Annotated in this window: 19 protein-coding genes; 9 read left to right on the top strand and 10 right to left on the bottom strand. The window is 68.9% G+C overall.

All coding sequences use genetic code 11. The annotated features are described in order from the left end of the window. Positions 1 to 192 precede the first annotated feature (192 nt). Both Q8N19_RS09420 and Q8N19_RS09415 read left to right on the top strand, forming a co-directional pair. The gene (locus Q8N19_RS09420; RefSeq protein ID WP_305590026.1) at positions 193 to 1,449 is read left to right on the top strand and encodes an MFS transporter; all 1,257 of its coding nucleotides are present in this window, start codon (positions 193 to 195) and stop codon (positions 1,447 to 1,449) included. Between the two features lie 35 nt (positions 1,450 to 1,484). After that, positions 1,485 to 2,414: an SDR family NAD(P)-dependent oxidoreductase gene (locus Q8N19_RS09415; RefSeq protein WP_305590025.1), complete on the top strand. Its 930-nt coding sequence runs from the start codon at positions 1,485 to 1,487 to the stop codon at positions 2,412 to 2,414. Positions 2,415 to 2,584: 170 nt separating this feature from the next. Here Q8N19_RS09415 and Q8N19_RS09410 read toward each other — a convergent pair whose 3' ends face one another. Next, positions 2,585 to 3,169, bottom strand: a complete 585-nt coding sequence (locus tag Q8N19_RS09410) for a GNAT family N-acetyltransferase (protein ID WP_305590023.1) — start codon at positions 3,167 to 3,169, stop codon at positions 2,585 to 2,587. Between the two features lie 305 nt (positions 3,170 to 3,474). Between Q8N19_RS09410 and Q8N19_RS09405 the strand changes: the two genes are divergently transcribed. Next, the gene (locus Q8N19_RS09405) at positions 3,475 to 3,828 is read left to right on the top strand and encodes a hypothetical protein (RefSeq protein WP_305590021.1); all 354 of its coding nucleotides are present in this window, start codon (positions 3,475 to 3,477) and stop codon (positions 3,826 to 3,828) included. Between the two features lie 139 nt (positions 3,829 to 3,967). Here Q8N19_RS09405 and Q8N19_RS09400 read toward each other — a convergent pair whose 3' ends face one another. From Q8N19_RS09400 to Q8N19_RS09385, 4 genes are read right to left on the bottom strand one after another with little or no spacing between them, the layout of a single operon-like run. Beyond that, positions 3,968 to 4,564: a GNAT family N-acetyltransferase gene (locus tag Q8N19_RS09400; RefSeq protein ID WP_305590018.1), complete on the bottom strand. Its 597-nt coding sequence runs from the start codon at positions 4,562 to 4,564 to the stop codon at positions 3,968 to 3,970. Positions 4,565 to 4,575: 11 nt separating this feature from the next. Continuing rightward, on the bottom strand, positions 4,576 to 5,433 hold the full coding sequence (locus tag Q8N19_RS09395) for an NAD(P)-dependent oxidoreductase (RefSeq protein ID WP_305590016.1): 858 nt from the start codon (positions 5,431 to 5,433) through the stop codon (positions 4,576 to 4,578). Then, positions 5,430 to 6,380 (bottom strand): oxidoreductase, encoded by a 951-nt coding sequence (locus Q8N19_RS09390; RefSeq protein ID WP_305590014.1) that lies wholly within the window; start codon positions 6,378 to 6,380, stop codon positions 5,430 to 5,432. The genes Q8N19_RS09395 and Q8N19_RS09390 overlap by 4 nt, the downstream gene beginning before the upstream one ends. Further along, positions 6,377 to 7,162 (bottom strand): enoyl-CoA hydratase-related protein, encoded by a 786-nt coding sequence (locus tag Q8N19_RS09385; RefSeq protein WP_305590013.1) that lies wholly within the window; start codon positions 7,160 to 7,162, stop codon positions 6,377 to 6,379. Before Q8N19_RS09385 ends, Q8N19_RS09390 begins: the two co-directional genes overlap by 4 nt. Before the next feature lie 326 nt (positions 7,163 to 7,488). On the opposite strand from Q8N19_RS09385, the gene Q8N19_RS09380 reads away from it, so the two are divergent. Beyond that, the gene (locus tag Q8N19_RS09380) at positions 7,489 to 8,820 is read left to right on the top strand and encodes a hypothetical protein (protein ID WP_305590011.1); all 1,332 of its coding nucleotides are present in this window, start codon (positions 7,489 to 7,491) and stop codon (positions 8,818 to 8,820) included. Positions 8,821 to 8,898: 78 nt separating this feature from the next. On the opposite strand, the gene Q8N19_RS09375 is transcribed toward Q8N19_RS09380, so the two are convergent. The 4 genes from Q8N19_RS09375 to Q8N19_RS09360 all read right to left on the bottom strand — a co-directional run bounded on the left by Q8N19_RS09375 (position 8,899) and on the right by Q8N19_RS09360 (position 14,655). Beyond that, on the bottom strand, positions 8,899 to 10,443 hold the full coding sequence (locus tag Q8N19_RS09375; RefSeq protein ID WP_305590010.1) for an acetolactate synthase large subunit: 1,545 nt from the start codon (positions 10,441 to 10,443) through the stop codon (positions 8,899 to 8,901). Beyond that, positions 10,440 to 12,215: a feruloyl-CoA synthase gene (locus Q8N19_RS09370; protein ID WP_305590009.1), complete on the bottom strand. Its 1,776-nt coding sequence runs from the start codon at positions 12,213 to 12,215 to the stop codon at positions 10,440 to 10,442. Before Q8N19_RS09370 ends, Q8N19_RS09375 begins: the two co-directional genes overlap by 4 nt. A 69-nt stretch (positions 12,216 to 12,284) precedes the next feature. Then, positions 12,285 to 13,619, bottom strand: coding sequence for a dihydroorotase (locus Q8N19_RS09365; protein WP_305590008.1), 1,335 nt, complete (start codon positions 13,617 to 13,619; stop codon positions 12,285 to 12,287). Beyond that, positions 13,603 to 14,655 (bottom strand): glycosyltransferase family 9 protein, encoded by a 1,053-nt coding sequence (locus tag Q8N19_RS09360; RefSeq protein ID WP_305590006.1) that lies wholly within the window; start codon positions 14,653 to 14,655, stop codon positions 13,603 to 13,605. The genes Q8N19_RS09365 and Q8N19_RS09360 overlap by 17 nt, the downstream gene beginning before the upstream one ends. On the opposite strand from Q8N19_RS09360, the gene Q8N19_RS09355 reads away from it, so the two are divergent. The 4 genes from Q8N19_RS09355 (at position 14,654) to Q8N19_RS09340 (ending at position 18,037) form a co-directional block, all read left to right on the top strand. Then, the gene (locus tag Q8N19_RS09355) at positions 14,654 to 15,478 is read left to right on the top strand and encodes a folate-binding protein YgfZ (protein WP_305590005.1); all 825 of its coding nucleotides are present in this window, start codon (positions 14,654 to 14,656) and stop codon (positions 15,476 to 15,478) included. The genes Q8N19_RS09360 and Q8N19_RS09355 overlap by 2 nt on opposite strands. Before the next feature lie 147 nt (positions 15,479 to 15,625). Further along, a complete protein-coding gene (locus Q8N19_RS09350) occupies positions 15,626 to 16,216 on the top strand; it encodes a DNA-3-methyladenine glycosylase I (RefSeq protein ID WP_305590003.1) in 591 nt (196 codons plus the stop codon). Then, the gene (locus Q8N19_RS09345) at positions 16,216 to 16,869 is read left to right on the top strand and encodes a ribonuclease HII (protein WP_305590001.1); all 654 of its coding nucleotides are present in this window, start codon (positions 16,216 to 16,218) and stop codon (positions 16,867 to 16,869) included. Before Q8N19_RS09350 ends, Q8N19_RS09345 begins: the two co-directional genes overlap by 1 nt. Before the next feature lie 79 nt (positions 16,870 to 16,948). Then, positions 16,949 to 18,037, top strand: coding sequence for a site-specific DNA-methyltransferase (locus Q8N19_RS09340; protein ID WP_305590000.1), 1,089 nt, complete (start codon positions 16,949 to 16,951; stop codon positions 18,035 to 18,037). Between the two features lie 135 nt (positions 18,038 to 18,172). Here Q8N19_RS09340 and mutY read toward each other — a convergent pair whose 3' ends face one another. Then, the gene (gene mutY, locus Q8N19_RS09335) at positions 18,173 to 19,219 is read right to left on the bottom strand and encodes an A/G-specific adenine glycosylase (protein WP_305589998.1); all 1,047 of its coding nucleotides are present in this window, start codon (positions 19,217 to 19,219) and stop codon (positions 18,173 to 18,175) included. Between the two features lie 82 nt (positions 19,220 to 19,301). Between mutY and Q8N19_RS09330 the strand changes: the two genes are divergently transcribed. Then, positions 19,302 to 19,853: a DUF721 domain-containing protein gene (locus Q8N19_RS09330; protein ID WP_305589997.1), complete on the top strand. Its 552-nt coding sequence runs from the start codon at positions 19,302 to 19,304 to the stop codon at positions 19,851 to 19,853. Positions 19,854 to 19,871 lie beyond the last annotated feature (18 nt).

Genomic DNA, 19,871 nt, shown 5'->3' with positions numbered 1-19,871 from the left:
GCGGGGCCGGGAGGCTCTAGAGGGCGCGGATCACGCGCCCGGTTCGTCGCAGCGCGCACATGAGCGCCCCTCGCAGTCGGCCTCGACGATCATGTCGCCGAAAACGCGCCGATAAGGCGCAAGCTCCGCCAGGTCAATGGAAACCGAAACGGGCGTTGCGGGTCGCCGCCGCGCGGGCCAAGTTCGCCGCCCATGTCCCAGGTCCCCGACTCAGAGCCTCTCCCCTCCGCCCGCGCTCTGTTGAGCCAGCGGAGCTATCTGCTGTTCTGGGGGTCCCGGTGGGCCGGATCGCTGGCGGTGCAAATCCAGAGTGTGGCGCTCGGCTGGCACATCTATGAGCTCGCCCGCCAGACCATGAGCGTGGCCGAGGCCGCCTTTGTGGTCGGCATGGTGGGCCTGGTCACCTTCATCCCGGTCTTCCTGCTGACCCTGCCGGCCGGCGAGGCCGTCGACCGCTATGACCGGCGCAAGATCCTGATGATCTGCTACGGCGTCGAGATGACCAGCGCCGGCGTGCTAGCCGTGGCCACCTGGCAGGGCTTCGCCTCGGTGACCCTGCTGCTCTGTGTGGCCGCGGTCTTCGGCGCCGGCCGGGCCTTCATGTCGCCGGCCGGCACGGCGCTCGGGCCCATGCTAGTGCCCCGCAGCCTGCTGCCCCGGGCCATCGCCTGGAATTCGCTCGCCTGGCAGACCGCCTCCATCATCGGCCCGGCCATCGGCGGCCTGCTGCTCGCCCGCTCCACCGCACTCGCCTACGAGACCGCCTTCTGTCTTTACCTGGCCGGCGCCACCCTGACCTTCTTCATCAACGGACGGACCAAGCCCGATCTGCAGCCAGGCTCGCGCCTGGCCCTGATCAAGGAGGGGCTGGTCTATGTGTGGCGCCAGAAGATCGTCTTCGGGGCCATTTCGCTCGATCTGTTCGCCGTGCTGCTGGGGGGCGCGACGGCCCTGCTGCCGGTCTTTGCCCGGGACATCCTGCATGTGGGCGAGGAGGGCTTTGGCCTGCTGCGCGCCGCCCCGGCCGCCGGCGCCACAGTCATCGCCCTGATCCTGGCGGCCCGCCCGATCCGCCACAACGCCGGCATGACCATGTTCGCGGGCGTCGCGGTCTTTGGCCTGGCGACCATCGTCTTCGGCGTCTCCCAGTCGCTCTGGCTGTCGGTGGCCGCGCTCTCCATCCTCGGCGGAGCCGACATGCTCAGCGTCTATGTGCGCCAGACCCTGATCCAGCTGGTCATCCCAGACAATATGCGCGGCCGGGTGGCGGCGGTCTCGACCCTGTTCATCGGCGCCTCCAACGAACTGGGGGAGTTCAGGGCCGGAGTCTTCGCCCGCTTCATGGGGGTGGTGGCCGCCGCCGTGGTGGGCGGGGTCGGCACGTTGATCGTGACCGGCCTTTGGGCCAAGCTCTTTCCCGACTTGCGCAAGGCTGACCGCCTCGAATAACAATCCGCGCAATATTCTTTTAGGGAGATAGATCCATGGGCGTATTGGAAGGCAAGGTTGTCCTCGTCACCGGCGGCGGCAACGGCATTGGACGTGAGTGCGCGCTGATTGCGGCGCAACAGGGCGCCAAGGTCCTGGTCAACGACCTGGGCGGCGGCCTGAAGGGTGAGGACGAAGGTTCCGCCGGTCCGGCCGAGCAGGTCGCCCAGGAAATCCGCGCCGCCGGCGGCGAAGCGGCGTCGAACTCCGAGAGCGTCACCAGCTACAAGGCGGTCGAGGGCATGGTCGAGCAGGCCATGGACACCTTCGGCGGCCTGCATGCGGTGATCAATCCGGCCGGCATCCTGCGTGACGTGATGTTCCACAAGATGTCGGAAGACGACTGGGACAAGGTCATCGACGTGCACATGCGCGGCTCGTTCAATGTGGCCCGGGCCACGATCGAGCTGTTCCGCAACCAGAACGACGGCGCCTACATGTTCTTCACCTCGACCTCGGGGCTGCTGGGCAATATCGGCCAGGCCAATTACGGCGCGGCCAAGATGGGGATCGCTGGCCTGTCGCGCATCATCGCCATGGAAGGCGAGCGTAACAACGTCCGCTCCAACTGCCTGGCGCCCGTCGCCTGGACCCGCATGACCCAGTCGGTTCCGGTGAAAGACGAAGCCGCCGCCAAGCGCCGCGAGGCCATGGCCGCCGCCATCCGCCCCGACCAGCCGGCCCGTCTGTCGGTCGCCCTGGTCTCGCCGGCTGCGGCCCACGTCTCGGGCCAGGTCTTCGGCGCCTCGGGTGAGAACATCATCCTCTACTCGCAGCCCCGTCCGATCTCGACCCAGACCAAGGAAGAGGGCTGGAGCGTCGACACCATCCTGTCCGAAGCCGTCCCGGCCATGAGCGACAAGTTCTTCCCGCTCTCGCGCCCGCCGCTCGCCAGCCAGGGCGCCGCCCCGGCCAAGGGCGCCTAAGCCCTAGCGGGGCGACCTGACTAGAACGACGAGGCCCCGGTTCGAAAGCGCCGGGGCCTTTTCGCATTTTTGGAGGGAGTCGGATGGTTCTCGCACCGGCGAACCCCAACGGCGATTGGACCTTCTACAACCAGCCCAACCGGATCCACAGTCCTCGCGTTTTCCGAAGCTTAGAGACTGGTCGCGTCTCCTCGGCGTGACCGCCATGCCTCCTGATTGAGCCGCCAGAACGCCGTCTCTCTGACACCCTCGACATACTCGCCGACGCTCATATAGAGGAGGATGAAGCCTTGCTTCTCCTTGATGCGTTGAGACGCCCGGTTGGCGCTGTTCGTGGCCACCTCGATGAAGGGCCAGTCCAGCACCTCAAACGCATAGGCGTTCACCGCGTCGGCCGCTTCCGTCATCAGGCCGCGGCCCCAGTATTCCTGAGCCAGCCAGAAGCCACGCATGGCGCCGACGTCGGCGTCTGGCCGCAGGTCGATGCGGCCAATCAGCTCGTCGTCTCCGTCCTTGAACGTAATCGCCCAGTAGAACTGCTCGCCGCGGGCGCGTTTCTCCAGGCACGCGCGGACATGGGTTTCCGCCCCATCGGCTGGGTATGGCCAAGGCGTTTTCGCCACGAGGTGGCGCACCATCGCCCAGTGCGGGAAATGACGCTGAACAGCCGGAATGTCTTCGACCTTCAAGGGCCGGAGGACTAGTCGGTCCGTCTCCAGACGGGGCGTTTCGGGAAGAGGCAGCAGGAAGGGCATGTCGAAGGTCTCTCGAGTTGGGAGGCCGGGATACATGCTTTCAAAGAACAAGCCCCAGCCGTCCTCGGCGGGGCTTGGATCGACGGCTAGGTGTCGCGCACGCAGCCGGCTCCACGCCCCGCAAGGGGGATGCAATTGGTCGCGGCTGAAGTCATGGCGAAACGAACCATGCCTTCGCAAATACCAAGGCCAAGCCTTGAGATCTATGGAAAATCCGCGTTGGGTCGACGGCGATAAGCAGTGCGTCTCGGGCTGGCGCGGTTCTTGCTTAACGGCGGGAGCCTCAACAGCCCCGGAGCGCTCCCATGGTCGCCAGCATCGGCGCGTCGAACCCCTTCGCAGCTCTGGCGGCGTCGAACCCCTTCACCCGCGACAAGGCCCGCGCGGACCAGCCTCAGGGGCCCAGCTTCACGACCGAGATCGGTCAGGCTGGCGGCTTCTATGAGTGGCAGAAGAAGGTGAAGCGCGAGAAGCTGGAAGCCATGGTCCGGGCCCAGGTGGAGGCCGAGTTCGCCGCCCGCGGCGGCGACCCGCAGGCGCTGAAATCGGCCATCGCAGACGAGATCGCCAGACGCCTGCGCGAGGCCATCGAGCAGGAAGCCAAGGCGGCCGCCCAGTCCGGCGAGGCCAAGGGCGCCATCATCGACATCGCGGTCTAGGCGAGGTTCCGCGCCTCCCCCTCCGTCATGGTCGGGCTTGACCCGACCATCCATGAACACCGGCACGTCCAGTGTGCATGGGCCCTCGGATCAAGTCCGAGGGCGACGGCGACTGAGGTTGGGGGTGAAGGTTGAGCGCTCAGCCCTCGCGCCCGGCCCGCCAAGCCTCCCGGGTCAGCTCCCAATAGAGGCTCCGCCGCACCGACCCATCGGGCCGCACCGTCTCCCGCTCGCCCATGCGCACGAAGCCGGCCCCGTCGATCGCGGCGATGGAGCGGACATTGTCCAGGGCCGCGGTCAGGCCGATCAGGCGCACGCCCAGGGTCTCGAACATGAAGGTCGCGGCGTTCGACACCCCGCCGCGCCCCCGGCCGGCGTTCTGGCGGTCGGCCCGGGCGCCGCCGGCGATCTCGGCCGAAGACCGGTCGGGCCAGACGCTGATGCGGGAATAGCCCGCCACCTCTCCGGCCTCGTCCAGGGTCACCGACAGGATGCACTCCCCGCGATCATGGGCGCCCCGGCTGTCAGCCACCCATTGGGCGACGCTGTCGTGGGTGAACGGTCGCGGCAGGTCATAGATCGGGTCCGACACCCGGGGATCGAGGAAGAGGGCCAGCAGCCCCTCCACATGCTCCGGTCCCGCCAGCACCCGGTCGTTCACCGCCCGCACGGCTGCGCGGATGGCGGCTTCTTCCTCCGGGCTCGCCTGCAGCACGGTGACGGGCGGGGCGCTCATGGCCCTGCGCCCTAGCCGATCTTCACGCCCGGCGGCGGAACGGAGTCCTCCGGCACGAAGAAGTCCGGCATCAGGGGGGCGGTGGGGTCGACCCGGTACTTGTCGAAGTCCCGCTCGCCCTCGCCATAGAGGAAGGTGTCGTCGATCAGGAAATTGCCGCTGAAATCGCGGGAGCGCTTGTTGAAGATGGCATAGGCCGCATCGGCCATGATGTCGGTGGTGCGGCAGCTCTTCATGCCCTCTTCGCCGGCCAGGGCGAACTGGATGGCGGCGGTGGCGATACCGGTGCGCGGCCAGAGCGCATTGAAGGCGATGCCGTCCTCGCGGAACTCCTCGGCCATGCCCAGCACGCACATGCTCATGCCGAACTTGGCCATGGTGTAGGCCACATGGCCCTTGAACCAGCGGGGGTTCATGTCCAGCGGCGGCGACAGCATCAGGACGTGCGGGTTGGCGCTGCGTTTCAGGTGCGGGATGCAGGCCTTGGAGGTGAGGTAGGTCCCTCGCGCATTGACCTGGTTCATCAGGTCATAGCGCTTCATGTCGGTGGCCAGCGTACCGGTCAGTTGGATGGCCGAGGCGTTGTTCACGCAGATGTCGATGCCGCCGAACTTCGCCGCCGCCTGCTCGACGGCGTCCATCACATTGGCCTCGTCGCGGACATCGACGATCAGCGGCAGGGCCTGGCCGCCGGCCTTCTCGATCTCCTCAGCCGCCGAATAGATGGTGCCGGGCAGGTGCTTGTGGGCCTCGGCGGTCTTGGCGGCGATGGCCACATTGGCGCCGTCGCGGGCGGCGCGGAGCGCGATGGCCAGGCCGATGCCGCGGCTGGCGCCGGTGACGAAAAGGGTCTTGCCTTGCAGGCTCATAGGGTCGCTCCCACGGTTTCTTCTGACAGGATCCACAGGCGTTCAGCGGCTTCGGGATCCAGGGCGTGATCCATCACGCCGTGATTGGGCTTGTCCTTGGTCCAGGGCATGGCGACGGAGCAGTCCTCCAGATAGAGGCCGCCTTCGCCTTCCAGCTCCTCGGCCACCGCGGCCCAGACGCTGGTGGACGCGCCCTGTTCCGGGGTCTTGAAGCCCTCGACGGGCTTGCCGTCCTCGTCCAGCCAGCCCATGGCCGCCATCTCCTCGAGGGAGAGGTAGCGCTGCAGCGGCGTCATGATGCCGCCGGGCATGACCGCATTGGCGTTGATCCCGTGCTCGGCGAACCGCTCGTCAAAGGCCACGGCGAACAGGGCGTTGGCGGTCTTGGACTGACCATAGGCCTCCCACTTGTCGTAGGGGCGGTTGCGATAATGGATGTCGTCGAAGTGGATCGGGCTGCGCCGGTGGCCGATGGAGGACAGGGCCACGACCCGGGCGGCGCGGTCCTCGTCGGCGGCGTTCATCAGCGCCCGGGCCAGGCCCACGTTCAACAGGAAGTGGCCAAAGTGGTTGACCCCGATCTGCATCTCCAGCTCGTCGGAGGTGTAGGCCTGCGGACAGGCCATGACGCCGGCATTGTTGATCAGCACGTCCAGGGGCGCGTCCCCCCAGGCGTCGACGAAGGAACTGACCGAGGACAGGCTGGCCAGATCAAGGGTCCCGGCCACCACCTTGTCGGCGCCGATGCTCTCATTGATCTGGACCGCGGCCCGCTCGCCGGCGGAGCGGTCCCGGACGGCCAGCATGACATCGGCGCCGGCCCCGGCGAGCGCCCGGGCGGTCTCCAGGCCGATGCCGCTGGCGCCGCCGGTGACGATGATGTTGCGGCCGTTCAGGTCATGCTCGCCGGCCACGATACGGGCGGGGGTGAAGGCGCCGAACTTCACCGGCCGCCAACCTTGGCGAAGTCGGGCGTCCGCTTTTCGGCGAAGGCGGAAAAGGCCTCCTTGGCCTCGGGCGACTTGAGCTGGTCGGAGAAGTGACGGCCCTCCCGGTCCATGCGCTCGGCCAGCGCCACCGGATCGCGCATCAGGGCCTTGGTGATGGTGACGGCGGCCGGCGGCCGGGCGGCCACGGCCAGCGCCGCCGCTCGCGCCCGGGCGCGCAGCTCGCTCCGGGGCAGAACCTCGTTGGCGATGCCCCAGGCGAGCGCTTTCTGGGCGTCGACAGCCTCGCCCAGCACGAACATGGAGAAGGCCCTGGCATGGCCGATGCGGTCGGGCAGGGTCAGGCTGGAGGCGGCCTCTGGCACCAGGGCCAGGTTGACGAATGGCGTGGTCAGCACCGAATCCTCGGTCAGATACACAAGGTCGCAATGCAGCAGCATGGTGACGCCGACGCCCACGGCCCGGCCGTTGACCGCGGCCACCAGGGGCGTCTTGGCCCGGGCGAGCGCGGCCAGCAGGGGATTGCCGCCGCGGCGGGCCTCATTGGCCGGCGCCTCGCCGGCGTTGACCGCGGCGAAGTCGGCCAGGTCGTTGCCGGCGGTGAACATGTCGCCCTCGGCCTGGATCAGGACGCAGCGGACGTCCTTGTCGAATTCCGCCCCATCGATGGCGTCCCCCAGGGCCTGATACATGTCCCGGGTGAGCGCGTTCTTCTTTTCCGGACGGTTCAAGGTCAGGGTCAGGACCCCATCGGACGTCTCGGCGATGACATGCTGGCTCATGTCGGTCCTCCCAATTTGTCTTACTCCGTAAATTCTAGGCCGGTCTGCGACGAGCGTCGACGGGCGAATGCGGATTCCGCTCGCGCCCATGGGGCTCCCGACACCTTGCGCGAAGACAGGGCCGAGCCCAGTCAGTCGCCGTTCATCTGGCAAGGTCGATGGTGAGTTCAGACCAAACGACTGGCGAATTCTATATAGTGAAGCTTGCAACCAAGCCGTTCGCCGGGGCGCCACAGTTCGGTCGTCAAAAGACGCGACCTTGACCCCAATGGTTCGCGGAGGCTTATCTCCGCGCAGAGGAACCACCCCCAGGAGATGAGCTTATCATGAGGCGCAAGACAATCGGGCTCGCCGCAGCCCTGGCCCTGGTCGCCCTGGCGCCGGCCGCTGTGATGTCGCAGTCCCGCGACGCCGGCGTCACCGAAAAGGCGCGCACCCAGGGCATGGCCGAGGCCCCGGCCGTGGCCCAGGCCGCCGGCCTGAACTGCCAGGTCGTCGACGCCCGCCTGATCGGCAAGAACGAGGATCGCCGGGCCAAGACCTCGACCTCGTACTACGAAGTCGACTGCCAGGAAGGCATGGGCTTCGTGATCGAGGCCGTGACCGGCGGGGCCACCAACCTCTACACCTGCATCGAGGCCGCCGCCCCGACCGCCGACGGCAAGCCCTCGGCGCTCGCCTGCCAACTGCCCGGCAACCAGAACCCGCAGGCTGAGCTGGCCAAGCTGGCCGCCAAGGACGGGGTGACCTGCCCCATCGTCAACAGCCGCTCCATCGGCCGTTCGGCCACCAACACCTTCTTCGAAGTGGCCTGCGAGGATGGCGTCTCCGGCTACATCCTGAACACCGGCTATCCGGCCACCGCCGACACCAAGGTCGACGCCACCAACTGCCTTGTCTACGACCAGGCCGAGACCAACATCCGCTGCGAGCTCGGCGACGCCGCCTCGCGCCTGCGGATCGTGGACCAGATGGCGACCGCCGACGCCAAGAGCTGCGCGGTCAGCCAGCGTCGCTTCGTGGGCGCCACCACCGATGGCTCCAACTACTTCGAAGCCGCCTGCGAGGACGGCAAGGGCTACATCTACAAGGTGGCCAGCACCGGCCAGCTGGCGGAATCCTGGGACTGCGCCCGCGCCCTCGGCGTCCTGGGCGGCTGCACCCTGACCGACGCCCGTGAGGCGGCCACCGAGCAGGCTGCCCTCTACACCCGTCTGTCCAAGGCCGCGGGCTTCGACTGCGACGTCGACAAGTATGCGGTCTTCCCGGCTTCCGGCGGCAAGGACGTGGTCGAGCTGGTCTGCAAGGACGGCAAGCCCGGCGGCGTCGGCGTCTTCGAACTCAACAAGAGCGCCGTCTACAACTGCGCCTATGCGCCGATCGTCGGCTATCGCTGCGGCCTGAACCCCGAGAACAGCGCCTATGCCGCCCTGACCGGCGACCTGAAGAAGCTTGGCCGTGACAGCTGCGTCGTCTCGGGCCAGCGCCTGGTGGGCAAGACCGCCGACGGCTCGGCCTATGTCGAGGTCGCCTGCGCCGACGGCCTGGCCGGCTACATGATCGAGTACAAGCAGAACCCGATCAATGCGGTGGAAGCCATGGGCTGCGCCTTCGCCAAGGGCATCGCCGGCGGCTGCAAGCTGCCGGGCAACACCTGATCGCCTCGATCAGACGGCACGAAGAAGGGCCCGCGGCGCAAGCCGCGGGCCCTTTGCTTTGCGCGGCGTACTGATGGCTCAGGCGATGGCGGCCTCGATGAACATCGGCCCGGTCTGGCGCATGGCCGAGGCGAAGACGGTCTCGAAGGACTCGGCGGTTTCGCAGCGCACCGCCGGCAGGCCCATGGCCTTGGCCATGGACACCCAGTCGATCTTCGGATCGCCCAGGTCCAGCAGCTTGGCGGCGGACGGCCCCGCCGCCCCTGCGCCGGTCCGGCCAAGCTCGATACCCAGGATCCGATAGGCGTGGTTGGCGAAGACCACCACGGTGACGTCGAGATTTTCCCGGGCGATCGTCCACAGGCCCTGGACGGTGTACATGGCCGCCCCGTCGCCGTTCAGCGACAGGACCTTGCGGTCAGGACAGGCGACGGCCGCACCAATGGACAGCGGGATCGCCTGGCCGATGGCGCCGCCGGTCAGCGCCAGCACCTCGTGCGGCGCCGCCGTGCCGGTCTGGCTGGCCACGCCGCCGCCAGACGTCACCGAGTCATCGCAGATGATGGCGCCCTCCGGCAGGTGTCGGGCGATGGAGACCCCGGCCGCCTGGGGGGTCATCGCACCGGTGGGCGCAGCCTCCGGCCGCTTGAGCGGCTGGACGGGGCCGGACGCCGGGGCGCCCAGCGCATCGGCCAGGGCGCGCAGGCCCGCCACCGCGTCCTCGGCCCGGCTGACCAGGGTCATCAGGTCGCAGCCCTCCGGCACCAGCAGGCTTGGCCGGTCCGGATAGGCGAAGAAGGCCACCGGCTGGGTCGTGCCCGCCAGCAGCATCAGGTCGGTCCCGTCGAGGTCGGCCAGGGCCGCCTCGCCGAAATACTGCATGCGTCCCGGCTGGAAGAGGCCCGCGCCCCGACCCTGCCGGGCGACGAAGGTGTCGGCCAGGACGCGCACCCCGTGGGCCGAGAGCCGGGCGGCCTGGACCATGGCCTCGGCTCGACAGGCCTGACCGCCGATCAGCAGGACGGGTTTCTTCGCCCCGCGGACAGCCCGGGCCGCGGCGTCCACCGCCGCCCCCGAAGGGGCCGGCCGCTCAGGTTTCTTCGCCTTCACCGCGCCGGCCGTCGTCTCGGTCCAGGCGGAGTCGGCGGGCAGGATCAGACTGACCGGGCCGCCCGGGGGACCATAGCTGGCGGCGACCGCCTCTGCGGTCAGCGCAGCCACGTCGTGGGCGCGGTCGGCCGACTTCACCCACAGGGAGTTTGGCCCCACGATGGTCGGGATGTCGGAGTTCAGCGGTGCGTCGTACTGCCGGTGATAGGTGGCGTGATCGCCCACCACATTGACCAGCGGCGTATAGGCCCGGCGCGCATTGTGCAGATTGGCCAGGCCGTTGCCGTAGCCTGGGCCCAGGTGCAGCAGGGTGCAGGCTGGCCGGTCGGCCATGCGGCCGAAGCCGTCGGCGGCGCCGGTGGCCACGCCTTCGAACAGACAGAGCACCGGCCGCATCTTCGGCTGCCCGTCCAGGGCGGCGACGAACTGCATCTCGCTGGTGCCGGGATTGGCGAAGCAGGCGTCGACCCCATTGGCCAACAGGGTCTCGATCAGGGCGTCGGCGCCATTCATTGGTCAAACACCATCACGTCAGGGGGGACAGGTCGGGCGAAGAGGCGGGTGAGCGCCTCTGCGCGGCGGGTGCGGGCCAGGGCCTGGGCGATATAACCCTTGTCGGTGATCTCGCCGGACGCGCCGTCCGGTCCGTCAGGCAAGACCAGGGCGCGAGCGATGCGGCCGCCGCCGCGAGCCCTGGCGTTGTAGGCGGCGAGACCCGTGCGGACGGCAGCGTCCACCTCTTCTCGGGGCCGGCGCGGATCGGGATAGAACATCAGGCCGAGCGACGCCTGGCCCTCACCGCAAACCACCGCGTCGGTGACCGCGCCACCGACCGCCGACAGGGCCGCGATCCGCACCTCGCCGACGGCGACGAAGGTGCCGCTGGCCAGCTTGAAGTTCTCCGAGATGCGGCCGTCGAAGGCGAGCCCAGCCTCTGGCCGATCGGCCTCCACCAGGCGCGCCGCATCACCGAGGATGTAGAAACCGTCCTCGTCGAAGGACTGGGCCGAGAGTTCGGGACGGCCCAGATAGCCCGGGGTGATCTGCGGCCCCTTAACCCGGAACTCCAGCTTGCCGGCCACAGGAACCAGCTTCACCGCCGTGCCGGGCACGGGCAGGCCGATGAGGCCCATGCGGTCATTGGGCCAGTGGACATTGCAGGCGGTAGGGCCGGTCTCGGTGGCGCCATAGCCGCTGGCGAAGCTGATCCTCTCGCCCACCGTGCGAACGGCCACGGCCTGGATCCGGTCGCTGATGTCCTGGCCGAGGCTTGCGCCGCCATACTGCATCAGCCGCACCCGGGAGAAGAAGGTGCGCGCCAGCGCCTCGTCCTTCTCCAGCTCGTCCACCAGCAGCATCCAGCCGGCCGGCACCATGTTGTGATAGGTCGGCGCGACCTCGCGCAGGTTCCGAACGGTCTCGGCAAACCGCGCCGCCGTGGGCTGGCCGGCGTCGATATAGAGCGTGCCGCCCCGGGTGGCGGCCATGTGCAGGATGGAATTGGCCCCCAGGCTGTGGCTCCAGGGGGCGGAATTGACCATCACCGGCGGCTCGTCATCTTCGAAACAGGCCGCGATCTGGGCCGAGTTCAGAGCCAGAGCCTGCTGGGTGATGATCACCGCCTTGGGCAGGCCGGTGGAGCCGGAGGTCAGCAGATACTTGGCGTGATGTTCGGGCCTGGCCGTGGGCGACGTCGCCGCCCCATAGAGCTCGGCCGGGGTGATGTGGCCGGGCCGGCCGTGGCTGGCGGCGATCACCGGCAGGCCCGCCAGGATTTCCGCAGAGAGGCCGCTGGCGAAGCGTTCGGCGTCCTCGGTAAAGACCACCGCCGGCTTCAGAACCTCGCAGGCGTGGGTCAGCCGCGCGAGATTGGCCCCGGCCAGGCCATACTGGGGCGAGACCGGCGCCACCGGCGTTCCCTGGCTCATGGCCGCATACATCAACAGCGCGTGGTCGATGCCGTTGTGGGCCAGGATCAGGATCGGCCGCGGACCGGTCAGGCCCCGGGCGACCAGGCCGCCGGCCAGATGGGTCACCGCATGCCACGCCTCGCCATAGGTGAGCGTGCGCCAGCCCGCCCCGGCCCGCTCGGCCAGCCAGACCCGGTCAGGCGCGGCGGCCCGCCAGTAGTCTAGGGCGTCTAGCGCGGTCTGGAAGCCCTGGGAAAACGGGGTGGGATTGGCGAGCACCAGGGTCCCGTCAGGCCGCCGGTCCACCTCAAGTCGCTTGGGGGCGTAGCGGGGATCCCGGAAGGGGGCCGTCTCGATGCGAAGCTCTGCGTCCATGCAACTTTATGGACGCGAGCGACGGCGCCTGGAAAGGGGGCGCCGAAGGCGGCCGGTCGGAAAGGTCCCTCAGCCCGCCAGGGTCTCGGCGAAGCGGGCCGGCTCCCCGATCCCCTCGGCCACCACCTCGTCATCGCGCATGACCACCCGGCCGCGGATGATGGTGGCCATGGGCCAGCCCTTGGCCTCCATGCCGTCAAAGGGCGTCCAGCCGGCCCGGTTGGCCTGGGCGGCGTGGGTGATGGTCCGCCGGGCCTTCAGATCGACGATGGTGAGGTCGGCGTCATAGCCCACCGCCAGTCGGCCCTTGTCGGCCAGGCCAAACAGCCGGTTGGCGCCGTGGCTGGTCAGGTCCACGAACCGCTCCAGGGACAGACGCCCGTCGGCCACATGGGTCAGCATGACCGGCACCAGGGTCTGCACGCCGGGCATGCCCGAGGGCGAGGCGGGATAGGGCCTGGCCTTCTCCTCGCGGGTGTGGGGGGCATGGTCGGAGCCAATCACGTCGGTGACCCCGGCGGCCATGCCGCGCCAGAGGCCGGCCCGGTGGGCGGCGTCGCGGATCGGCGGATTCATCTGGGCGAAGCCCTTCAGCCGCTCATAGGCCTCTGGGCCTTCGAGCGTCAGGTGCTGGGGCGTCATCTCGACGCTGGCCACGTCCTTGTTGCGGGCCAGGATCTCGACCTCTTCGGCCGTGGTCACGTGCAGGACGTGGATGCGCTTGCCCAGCTTGCGGGCAAGGCGCAGCAGGCGCTCTGTCGACTGGATCGCGGCCTCGGCGTCACGCACCTCAGGATGGCTGGTCCAGTCGCCGGTCCGCGCCAGATGGCGCCGATCGGCGAGCCGGTACTCGTCTTCGGAGTGGAACGCCGCCCTTCGATTGATGTGGCGCAGCACCTGCTCGACGCCCTCGTCGTCCTGCACCAGCAGGGTGCCGGTCGACGCGCCCATGAACACCTTGATCCCGCAACAGCCGGGCAGGCGCTCCAGCTCGCCGAGGAAGGTGGCGTTCTCGTGGGTGCCGCCCACATAGAAGGCGTGGTCGCAATGCATCCGCCCCTTGGCCCTCGCCAGCTTGTCGGCCAGGGCGTCGGGATCGGTGGTGGTGGGCTCGGTATTGGGCATCTCGAAGACGGCGACCACGCCGCCCAGCACCGCCCCGCGCGAGCCGCTTTCGAGGTCTTCCTTCCACTCCAGGCCCGGCTCTCGGAAGTGGACCTGGGTGTCGATCACGCCCGGCAGGACGTGGAGCCCTGTCGCATCGAAGCGCTCGGCGGCCGAGGCCTGGGACAGGTCGCCGATGGCGACGATCTTGCCGTCGCGCACCCCGACGTCGGCGCCGCCACGACCGTCGTGATTCACCACCTCGCCTCCATGGACGATCAGGTCATAGGTGGCGGCCATGGCTCATCTCCGTCTGTTTCAGCAATTGATTAGCAGCCTGGGCCACCGTGTCGACGCTGAGATCCATCATATGGCAGAAGCTCTGGTTGAGGGCGGGGTCCTGCAGGCGAATCTGTTCGAAATCCCGGGTCCCGCGCACCACCCGGGTATGCGGCCCCCACGGCCCATACAGGGCGTCGTCGGAGGGGCCGAACAGGCCGAGCGTCGGGGCGCCGGCCGCGGCGGCCATGTGCATCAGCCCCGAATCATTACCGACGAACAGCCGCGCATGCCTCAGCGCCGCATAGCTGGTCAGCAGGTCGACCTTGCCCACCAGATCGATGAATCTCGCCTTGGGGACCACGTGCCTGAGGGAGGCGACGACGCCTGTGTCATCGGGCGAACCCAACACCATCAGCCGCGCGCCCTGCAGATCGCCGCCCTCACCCAGCAGGCGGATGGCCAGTTGGGCGAAGCGCTCCAGGGGCCAGGTCTTGCCCACCCAGTTGGCGGCCGGCGCCAGCGCCAGGATCGGCCCCTCGCCCTGGGTCAGGGCGGCGGCGGCGGCCTCGGTCTCCGGGCTGGTGAAGATGTGCGGGGCTGGCGGCTCATCCTCCAGCTTCAGCAGGCGAGCGGCCTCGATCACCTTGTGGACCGGTGCGCCCGGCTGGCGGCGGAAGATGGCCCGGCGCCTGGTGCGCACGAAGCTCGCCATGGCCGAGCCGCGCAGATCGACCACCAGGCCCCAGCGCCGGTGACGGACCCTGTTCCACAGGGCGAACCAGTGGCCGCCATTGCGGGACTTCTGGAAGACGATCACCTCATCCAGGCCCGGCGTGTCAGCAAACAGCGGGGCGGCCGCCGGCCCGGCGACGATGGTGAAGCGGGCGTTGGGAATCTCTTCGCGCAGCTTGGCCAGGAGGCCAGAGGCCAGCACCGCGTCCCCGATCCGGGTCGCGGTGATGAACAGAATGGGGAAGGACCCTTGCGTCATCGGCCGGTTATAGAGGGCCTCTGGCTGGCGCGCGAGCCGCCGCGATCCTAAGTGGTGCTGCATGGTCCACACCCTGAGCTATGTCCGCCTGCGCAGCCGCGCCCTCATCGCCCTGGGCGGGGCCGACTGGCGGGACTTCCTGCACAATCTGATCAGCCAGAATGTCGAAACCCTGGCAGAAGGCGAGATCCGCTTCGGGGCCCTGCTCACACCCCAGGGCAGGGTGCTCTATGACCTCTTCGTGATCGGCCGGGAGGACGGATGTTGGCTGGACGTGGCCGCCGAGCATCGGGACCTGATCCTGCAGCGGCTGACGATCTACCGCCTGCGGGCCAAGGTGACGATCGCCGCCAGCGAGGCCGAGGTCGCGGTGCTGTTCGGAGGCGGCGAGACCCCGGTCGAAGGCTGGCTCAACGACCCTCGGCTGCCGGAGCTGGGCTGGCGGGGCTATGGCCTGGCCGCGCCACAGGACGCGACGGAAGGAGATGAGGCCGACTACACCGCCTTCGCCCAGTCCCTGGGCGTGCCGGGACCAGCCGACTGGGGGGTCGAGCAGACCTATCCCATCGAGGCCAATTTCGACCTGCTGAACGGGATCGACTTCAAGAAGGGCTGCTTCGTCGGCCAGGAGACGACCTCGCGCATGAAGCGCCGCGGCACGGTGAAGACCCGGTTCCTGCCGCTCGCCTTCGACGGCGAGGCGCCTGCGCCCGGCGCCGAGGTGCTGGCCGGCGAGCTGCGGGCCGGACAGGTGCTCAGCGGCGCAGACGGCCTGGCGATGGCGTCGCTGCGCCTGGACCGGATCGAGGGCGCCGACCTCACCGTCGACGGCCGGCCGGTGCGCGTGGTGCGGCCTGACTGGTTCGAACAGGCGCTCAAACAATAATCACCGTCACCCTCGGGCTTGTCCCGAGGGTCCATGCGCACAGCCGCTCGCCGGTGCTCATGGATGGTCGGGACAAGCCCGAGCATGACACGTGAGGGAAACCTGCTCACCCTTGCGAGCCAACAAGGCCCCGGCGAGACTTCGCCCATGAGCAGCGACCTGATTCGATGCGGCTGGCGCGGCATGGCGGGCGACCCGCTGTACGAGGCCTATCATGACACCGACTGGGGCGTGCCGGAGTACGATCCTCGGGCGCTCTGGGAGAAGCTGGTGCTCGACGGCTTCCAGGCCGGGCTTTCCTGGATCACCATCCTGCGCAAGCGCGAGGCCTTCCGAGAGGCCTTTGCGGGCTTCGATCCCGAGATCGTCGCCCGCTTCGGCGAGGCCGACCGCGCCCGCCTGATGGAGGACGCCGGCATCGTGCGCTCCAACGCCAAGATCGATGCGGCCATCGCCAGCGCGCGGATCTATCTGGACATGCGTGAACGCGGTCAGGACCTGTCGTCCTTCCTCTGGGCCTTCACCGACGGCAAGCCGATTCAGAACCAGTGGAACGAGATAGGCCAGGTGCCAGCCCAGACGCCGCTGGCGGTCGAGGTGTCCAAGGCGCTCAAGGCCCAGGGCTACAAGTTCGTCGGCCCGGTGATCGTCTACGCCTTCATGCAGGCCGTGGGCATGGTCAACGACCACCTCACCTGCTGCTTCCGTCACGACGAAGTCGCCGCTATGAGCGCCTGATGGCCCGCAAGCCCGCCCCCCTGCTCGTCGTCCCGGACCTGCTGCTGGAAACCGCCTGCCCCTCCCCCGTCTGCGGCGTGGACGAGGCCGGCCGCGGCCCGTGGGCAGGGCCGGTCAGCGCCGGCGCGGTGATCCTCGATCCGGCGCGCCTTCCCGCCGGCCTCAACGATTCCAAGAAGCTGACCGCCAAGGCCCGCGAAGGCCTGGAGATCGAGATCAAGGCCAGCGCCATCGCCTGGGGCGTCGGCTTCGCCTCGGTGGAAGAGATCGGCGAGCTCAACATCCTGCATGCTGCGGGCCTGGCCATGTGCCGGGCCATCGAGGCGCTTGAAGTGACTCCGGTCTTCGCCCTGGTGGATGGCAACTACCCCTTCAAGCTGCCCTGCCCGGTGAAGACGGTGGTGGGCGGCGACGGCAAGTCGCTCTCCATCGCCGCGGCCTCGATCCTGGCCAAGGTCGCGCGGGACCGGCTGATGATCGAGATGGACGAGCGCTATCCCGGCTACGGTTTCGCCGGCCACAAGGGCTATGGCGCACCCGTCCATATCAGCGCCCTTGAACGTCTCGGCCCCTGCGAAATCCACCGCACCACCTGGGCGCCGGTGCAGAAGGTTCTGCGCGGGGAGCGCATTACCGCCGAATTCGAGGCTTAACCCCTCGTTCACCACGTTTCGAAACGGCCCCTTCACCACGATAGGGGAGGATTCCCTTCTGTGAGACCGAGGGGCGTTCATGAGCTTTCCCGCCGAGACCATCATCCAGGGCGATTGCATCGAGGAGCTGAAGAAGCTCCCCACGGGGTCTGTCGACCTAGTCTTCGCCGATCCGCCCTACAATCTGCAGCTGGGCGGCGACCTGCTGCGGCCGGACAATTCTAAGGTCGACGCCGTCGATGACGAGTGGGACCAGTTCGAGAGCTTCGCGGCCTATGACGCCTTCACCAAGGCCTGGATGGCCGAGTGCCGCAGGGTGCTGAAGGACGACGGCGCCCTGTGGGTGATCGGCAGCTATCACAACATCTTCCGGGTCGGCGTGACCCTGCAGGACCTGGGCTTCTGGATCCTGAACGACGTGGTCTGGCGCAAGACCAACCCGATGCCGAACTTCAAGGGCACCCGCTTCACCAATGCGCATGAGACGCTGATCTGGGCGGCCAAGTCCCGCGGCGGCCGGCGCTACACCTTCAACTACGACGCCATGAAGATGGCCAATGACGAGCTGCAGATGCGCTCGGACTGGACCTTCCCGCTGTGCACCGGCGAGGAGCGGATCAAGGACGCCAGCGGCGCCAAGGCCCATCCGACCCAGAAGCCCGAGGCCCTGCTGCACCGCCTGATCCTCGCCTCCACCAAGCCCGGCGATCTGATCCTCGACCCCTTCTTCGGCTCCGGCACCACGGGCGCGGCGGCCAAGCGGCTGGGCCGGCGCTTCATCGGGCTGGAGAAGGAGGACGAGTACATCGCCGTCGCCAAGACACGCATCTCCAAGGTGATCCCCGTCTCGCCAGAGGATGTCCAGGTGACCGGCTCCAAGCGTTCCGAACCCCGCGTCCCCTTCGGCCAGATCGTTGAGGCGGGCCTGCTGCGGCCGGGCGATGTGCTCTATTGCCCCAAGGGCGAGCGGGCCGCCCGGGTCCGCGCCGATGGCAGCCTTGCGGTGGGCGAGATGACCGGCTCGATCCACAAGGTCGGCGCCATGGTGCAGTCGGCGCCGGCCTGCAACGGCTGGACCTACTGGCACTTCAAGACCGATGCGGGCCTGGCCCCCATCGACGTCCTGCGGATCAAGATGCGCAAGGACGCCCCGGCGGTGGCCGCCTAGGAGACAAACCCTCCTCTCGTCCGTCACCCTCCGGCTTGACCGGAGGGTCCATGAACACCCTGGCGGGCCCGGCGTGCATCGATGGTCGGGCCAAGCCCGACCATGACGGCAATACAGACGGGATATGACCACCGCCTACAGCAGGTTCGACAGCCCCGCCCGGACGGCCTTCAGAAAGACGCTGGGCAGGGCTTCGATGTCCCGCCTCGCCGTCCAGATCACACCCTCGGCCTCGCCTTCGGCCCGTAGCAGCCGCAGGGTTAGGGAGAAGTGGGTGAAGACGTGCTCCACCTCGCCGGCGCTCCGCCAGCGGGCCTGGACAGGCGCATCGGCTCGCGCCTCCTCGTCAGACCAGGGCGCCGCACGCCAGTCGCTGGTAGGCAGGCCGAGCATCCCGCCGAGCAGGCCCTTGGGCGGCCGGCGGACCAGGGCGACCGCCTCGCCACGGGTCAGGATATAGGCCACCCCGTGGCGACGGGGCCGGACCGCCTTGGCGCTCTTGCGCGGATAGGTCTCCGGCGCGCCGGTGGCGAGGCCCGCACAGGCTCCCGTCAAGGGACAGCGGTCGCAGAGCGGCGACCTGGGCCGGCAGACCGTGGCCCCCAGGTCCATCAGCGCCTGGGCCCAGTCGCCGGGCCGCTCATCGCGGACCAGAGCGGCGGCCAAGGCCTTCAGTTCCGGCTTGGCGGCCGGCAGGGGCGTCTCGACGGCGAACAGCCGGGCCATCACCCGCTCCACATTGCCGTCGACCACATTGGTCGCTTCATCGAAGGCGATCGCCGCCACGGCCGCCGCCGTATAGGGGCCAAGCCCCGGCAGGGCGCGCAAGGCCGCCTCGGTGTCGGGGAAGACGCCGCCATGCTCGTTCGCCACCGCCCGGGCGCAGGCCAGCAGGTTGCGGGCCCGGGCGTAGTAGCCAAGCCCCGCCCAGGCGGCCATCACCTCGTCGTCCGGCGCGGCGGCGAGGTCCGACACGGTGGGCCAGCGGGCGGTGAACTTCAGGAAATAGGGCGCGGCGTGCGGCACGGTGGTCTGCTGCAGCATCACCTCTGAGAGCCAGACCCGGTAGGGATCGGAGCGAACGCCGCCCTGCCCGGCCGCCGGGCCCGTGCGCCAGGGCAGGTCCCGGGCGTGGGCGTCGTACCAGGACAACAGGCTGTGGCGGATCTGTTCAGGGGTCACGGCGCCAGACTTAGGGCCTCTTGCGCCCCTTGGGCAGGGGGACTCCGCGACAGGCGCGTCCGGGTGTATCCTTGGCCTCGACATGCCGACCCGCCCCCTGCCCGATCTGGAAGAGACCCGCCGCATTCTGGCCAGCCGTCGCACGCGGCCTGCGCCACGGCCGCCGCCGCCGGCTGGACGGGGATTGTCCAAGCTGATCCGTGAGCTCGACGCCCGTTTCGGCCAGGGTCCTGGCGCCCTGCAGGCCCGCTGGCGGGAGATTGTCGGCGAACAGATCGCTCGGCGCACTGAGCCGGTGAAGCTGGTCAAGGGCCGCAATGGCGCCGGCGCGGCCCTCGAGATCCGGGTGGCCGGCCCCGCCGCGGCCCTGATTCAGCATCAGGCGCCGGAAATCCTGGCCCGGGTGAACCTGTTTCTCGGCTCGGGCGCGGTGGAACGCCTGCGGATCGTCCAGGGACCGCTGCGACCCGCCCCGGCCAGCGCCACACAGCCGCCCCGCAAGCGGGAGGCCCCCCTCGACGCCGCCCAGGAAGCCGAACTCAGCCAGGGTCTGGCCCTGGCGCCCGACGGGCCCTTGAAGAGCGCCCTGCTGGCCCTGGGGCGCGGCGTTATGCGCAACGCCAGCCGCCGTTGACATTGTCGGTCCGGGGCC

It is taken from the genome of Phenylobacterium sp., assembly GCF_030693405.1.
GTDB lineage: Bacteria > Pseudomonadota > Alphaproteobacteria > Caulobacterales > Caulobacteraceae > Phenylobacterium.
Note: the sequence above shows the minus strand (reverse complement) of the source record. Positions and strands in the feature narration are given on the sequence as shown.

Bases quoted from the DNA above. Each gene is read 5' to 3' on its own strand.
- Q8N19_RS09395 (WP_305590016.1), bottom strand. From the start codon at position 5,433: ATGAGCCTGCAAGGCAAGACCCTTTTCGTCACCGGCGCCAGCCGCGGC.
- Q8N19_RS09380 (WP_305590011.1), top strand. From the start codon at position 7,489: ATGAGGCGCAAGACAATCGGGCTCGCCGCAGCCCTGGCCCTGGTCGCC.
- Q8N19_RS09365 (WP_305590008.1), bottom strand. From the start codon at position 13,619: ATGGCCGCCACCTATGACCTGATCGTCCATGGAGGCGAGGTGGTGAAT.
- Q8N19_RS09415 (WP_305590025.1), top strand. From the start codon at position 1,485: ATGGGCGTATTGGAAGGCAAGGTTGTCCTCGTCACCGGCGGCGGCAAC.
- Q8N19_RS09385 (WP_305590013.1), bottom strand. From the start codon at position 7,162: ATGAGCCAGCATGTCATCGCCGAGACGTCCGATGGGGTCCTGACCCTG.
- Q8N19_RS09355 (WP_305590005.1), top strand. From the start codon at position 14,654: ATGGTCCACACCCTGAGCTATGTCCGCCTGCGCAGCCGCGCCCTCATC.
- Q8N19_RS09330 (WP_305589997.1), top strand. From the start codon at position 19,302: ATGCCGACCCGCCCCCTGCCCGATCTGGAAGAGACCCGCCGCATTCTG.
- Q8N19_RS09400 (WP_305590018.1), bottom strand. From the start codon at position 4,564: ATGAGCGCCCCGCCCGTCACCGTGCTGCAGGCGAGCCCGGAGGAAGAA.
- Q8N19_RS09375 (WP_305590010.1), bottom strand. From the start codon at position 10,443: ATGAATGGCGCCGACGCCCTGATCGAGACCCTGTTGGCCAATGGGGTC.
- Q8N19_RS09350 (WP_305590003.1), top strand. From the start codon at position 15,626: ATGAGCAGCGACCTGATTCGATGCGGCTGGCGCGGCATGGCGGGCGAC.
- Q8N19_RS09405 (WP_305590021.1), top strand. From the start codon at position 3,475: ATGGTCGCCAGCATCGGCGCGTCGAACCCCTTCGCAGCTCTGGCGGCG.
- Q8N19_RS09340 (WP_305590000.1), top strand. From the start codon at position 16,949: ATGAGCTTTCCCGCCGAGACCATCATCCAGGGCGATTGCATCGAGGAG.
- Q8N19_RS09345 (WP_305590001.1), top strand. From the start codon at position 16,216: ATGGCCCGCAAGCCCGCCCCCCTGCTCGTCGTCCCGGACCTGCTGCTG.
- Q8N19_RS09420 (WP_305590026.1), top strand. From the start codon at position 193: ATGTCCCAGGTCCCCGACTCAGAGCCTCTCCCCTCCGCCCGCGCTCTG.
- Q8N19_RS09370 (WP_305590009.1), bottom strand. From the start codon at position 12,215: ATGGACGCAGAGCTTCGCATCGAGACGGCCCCCTTCCGGGATCCCCGC.
- Q8N19_RS09410 (WP_305590023.1), bottom strand. From the start codon at position 3,169: ATGCCCTTCCTGCTGCCTCTTCCCGAAACGCCCCGTCTGGAGACGGAC.
- Q8N19_RS09360 (WP_305590006.1), bottom strand. From the start codon at position 14,655: ATGCAGCACCACTTAGGATCGCGGCGGCTCGCGCGCCAGCCAGAGGCC.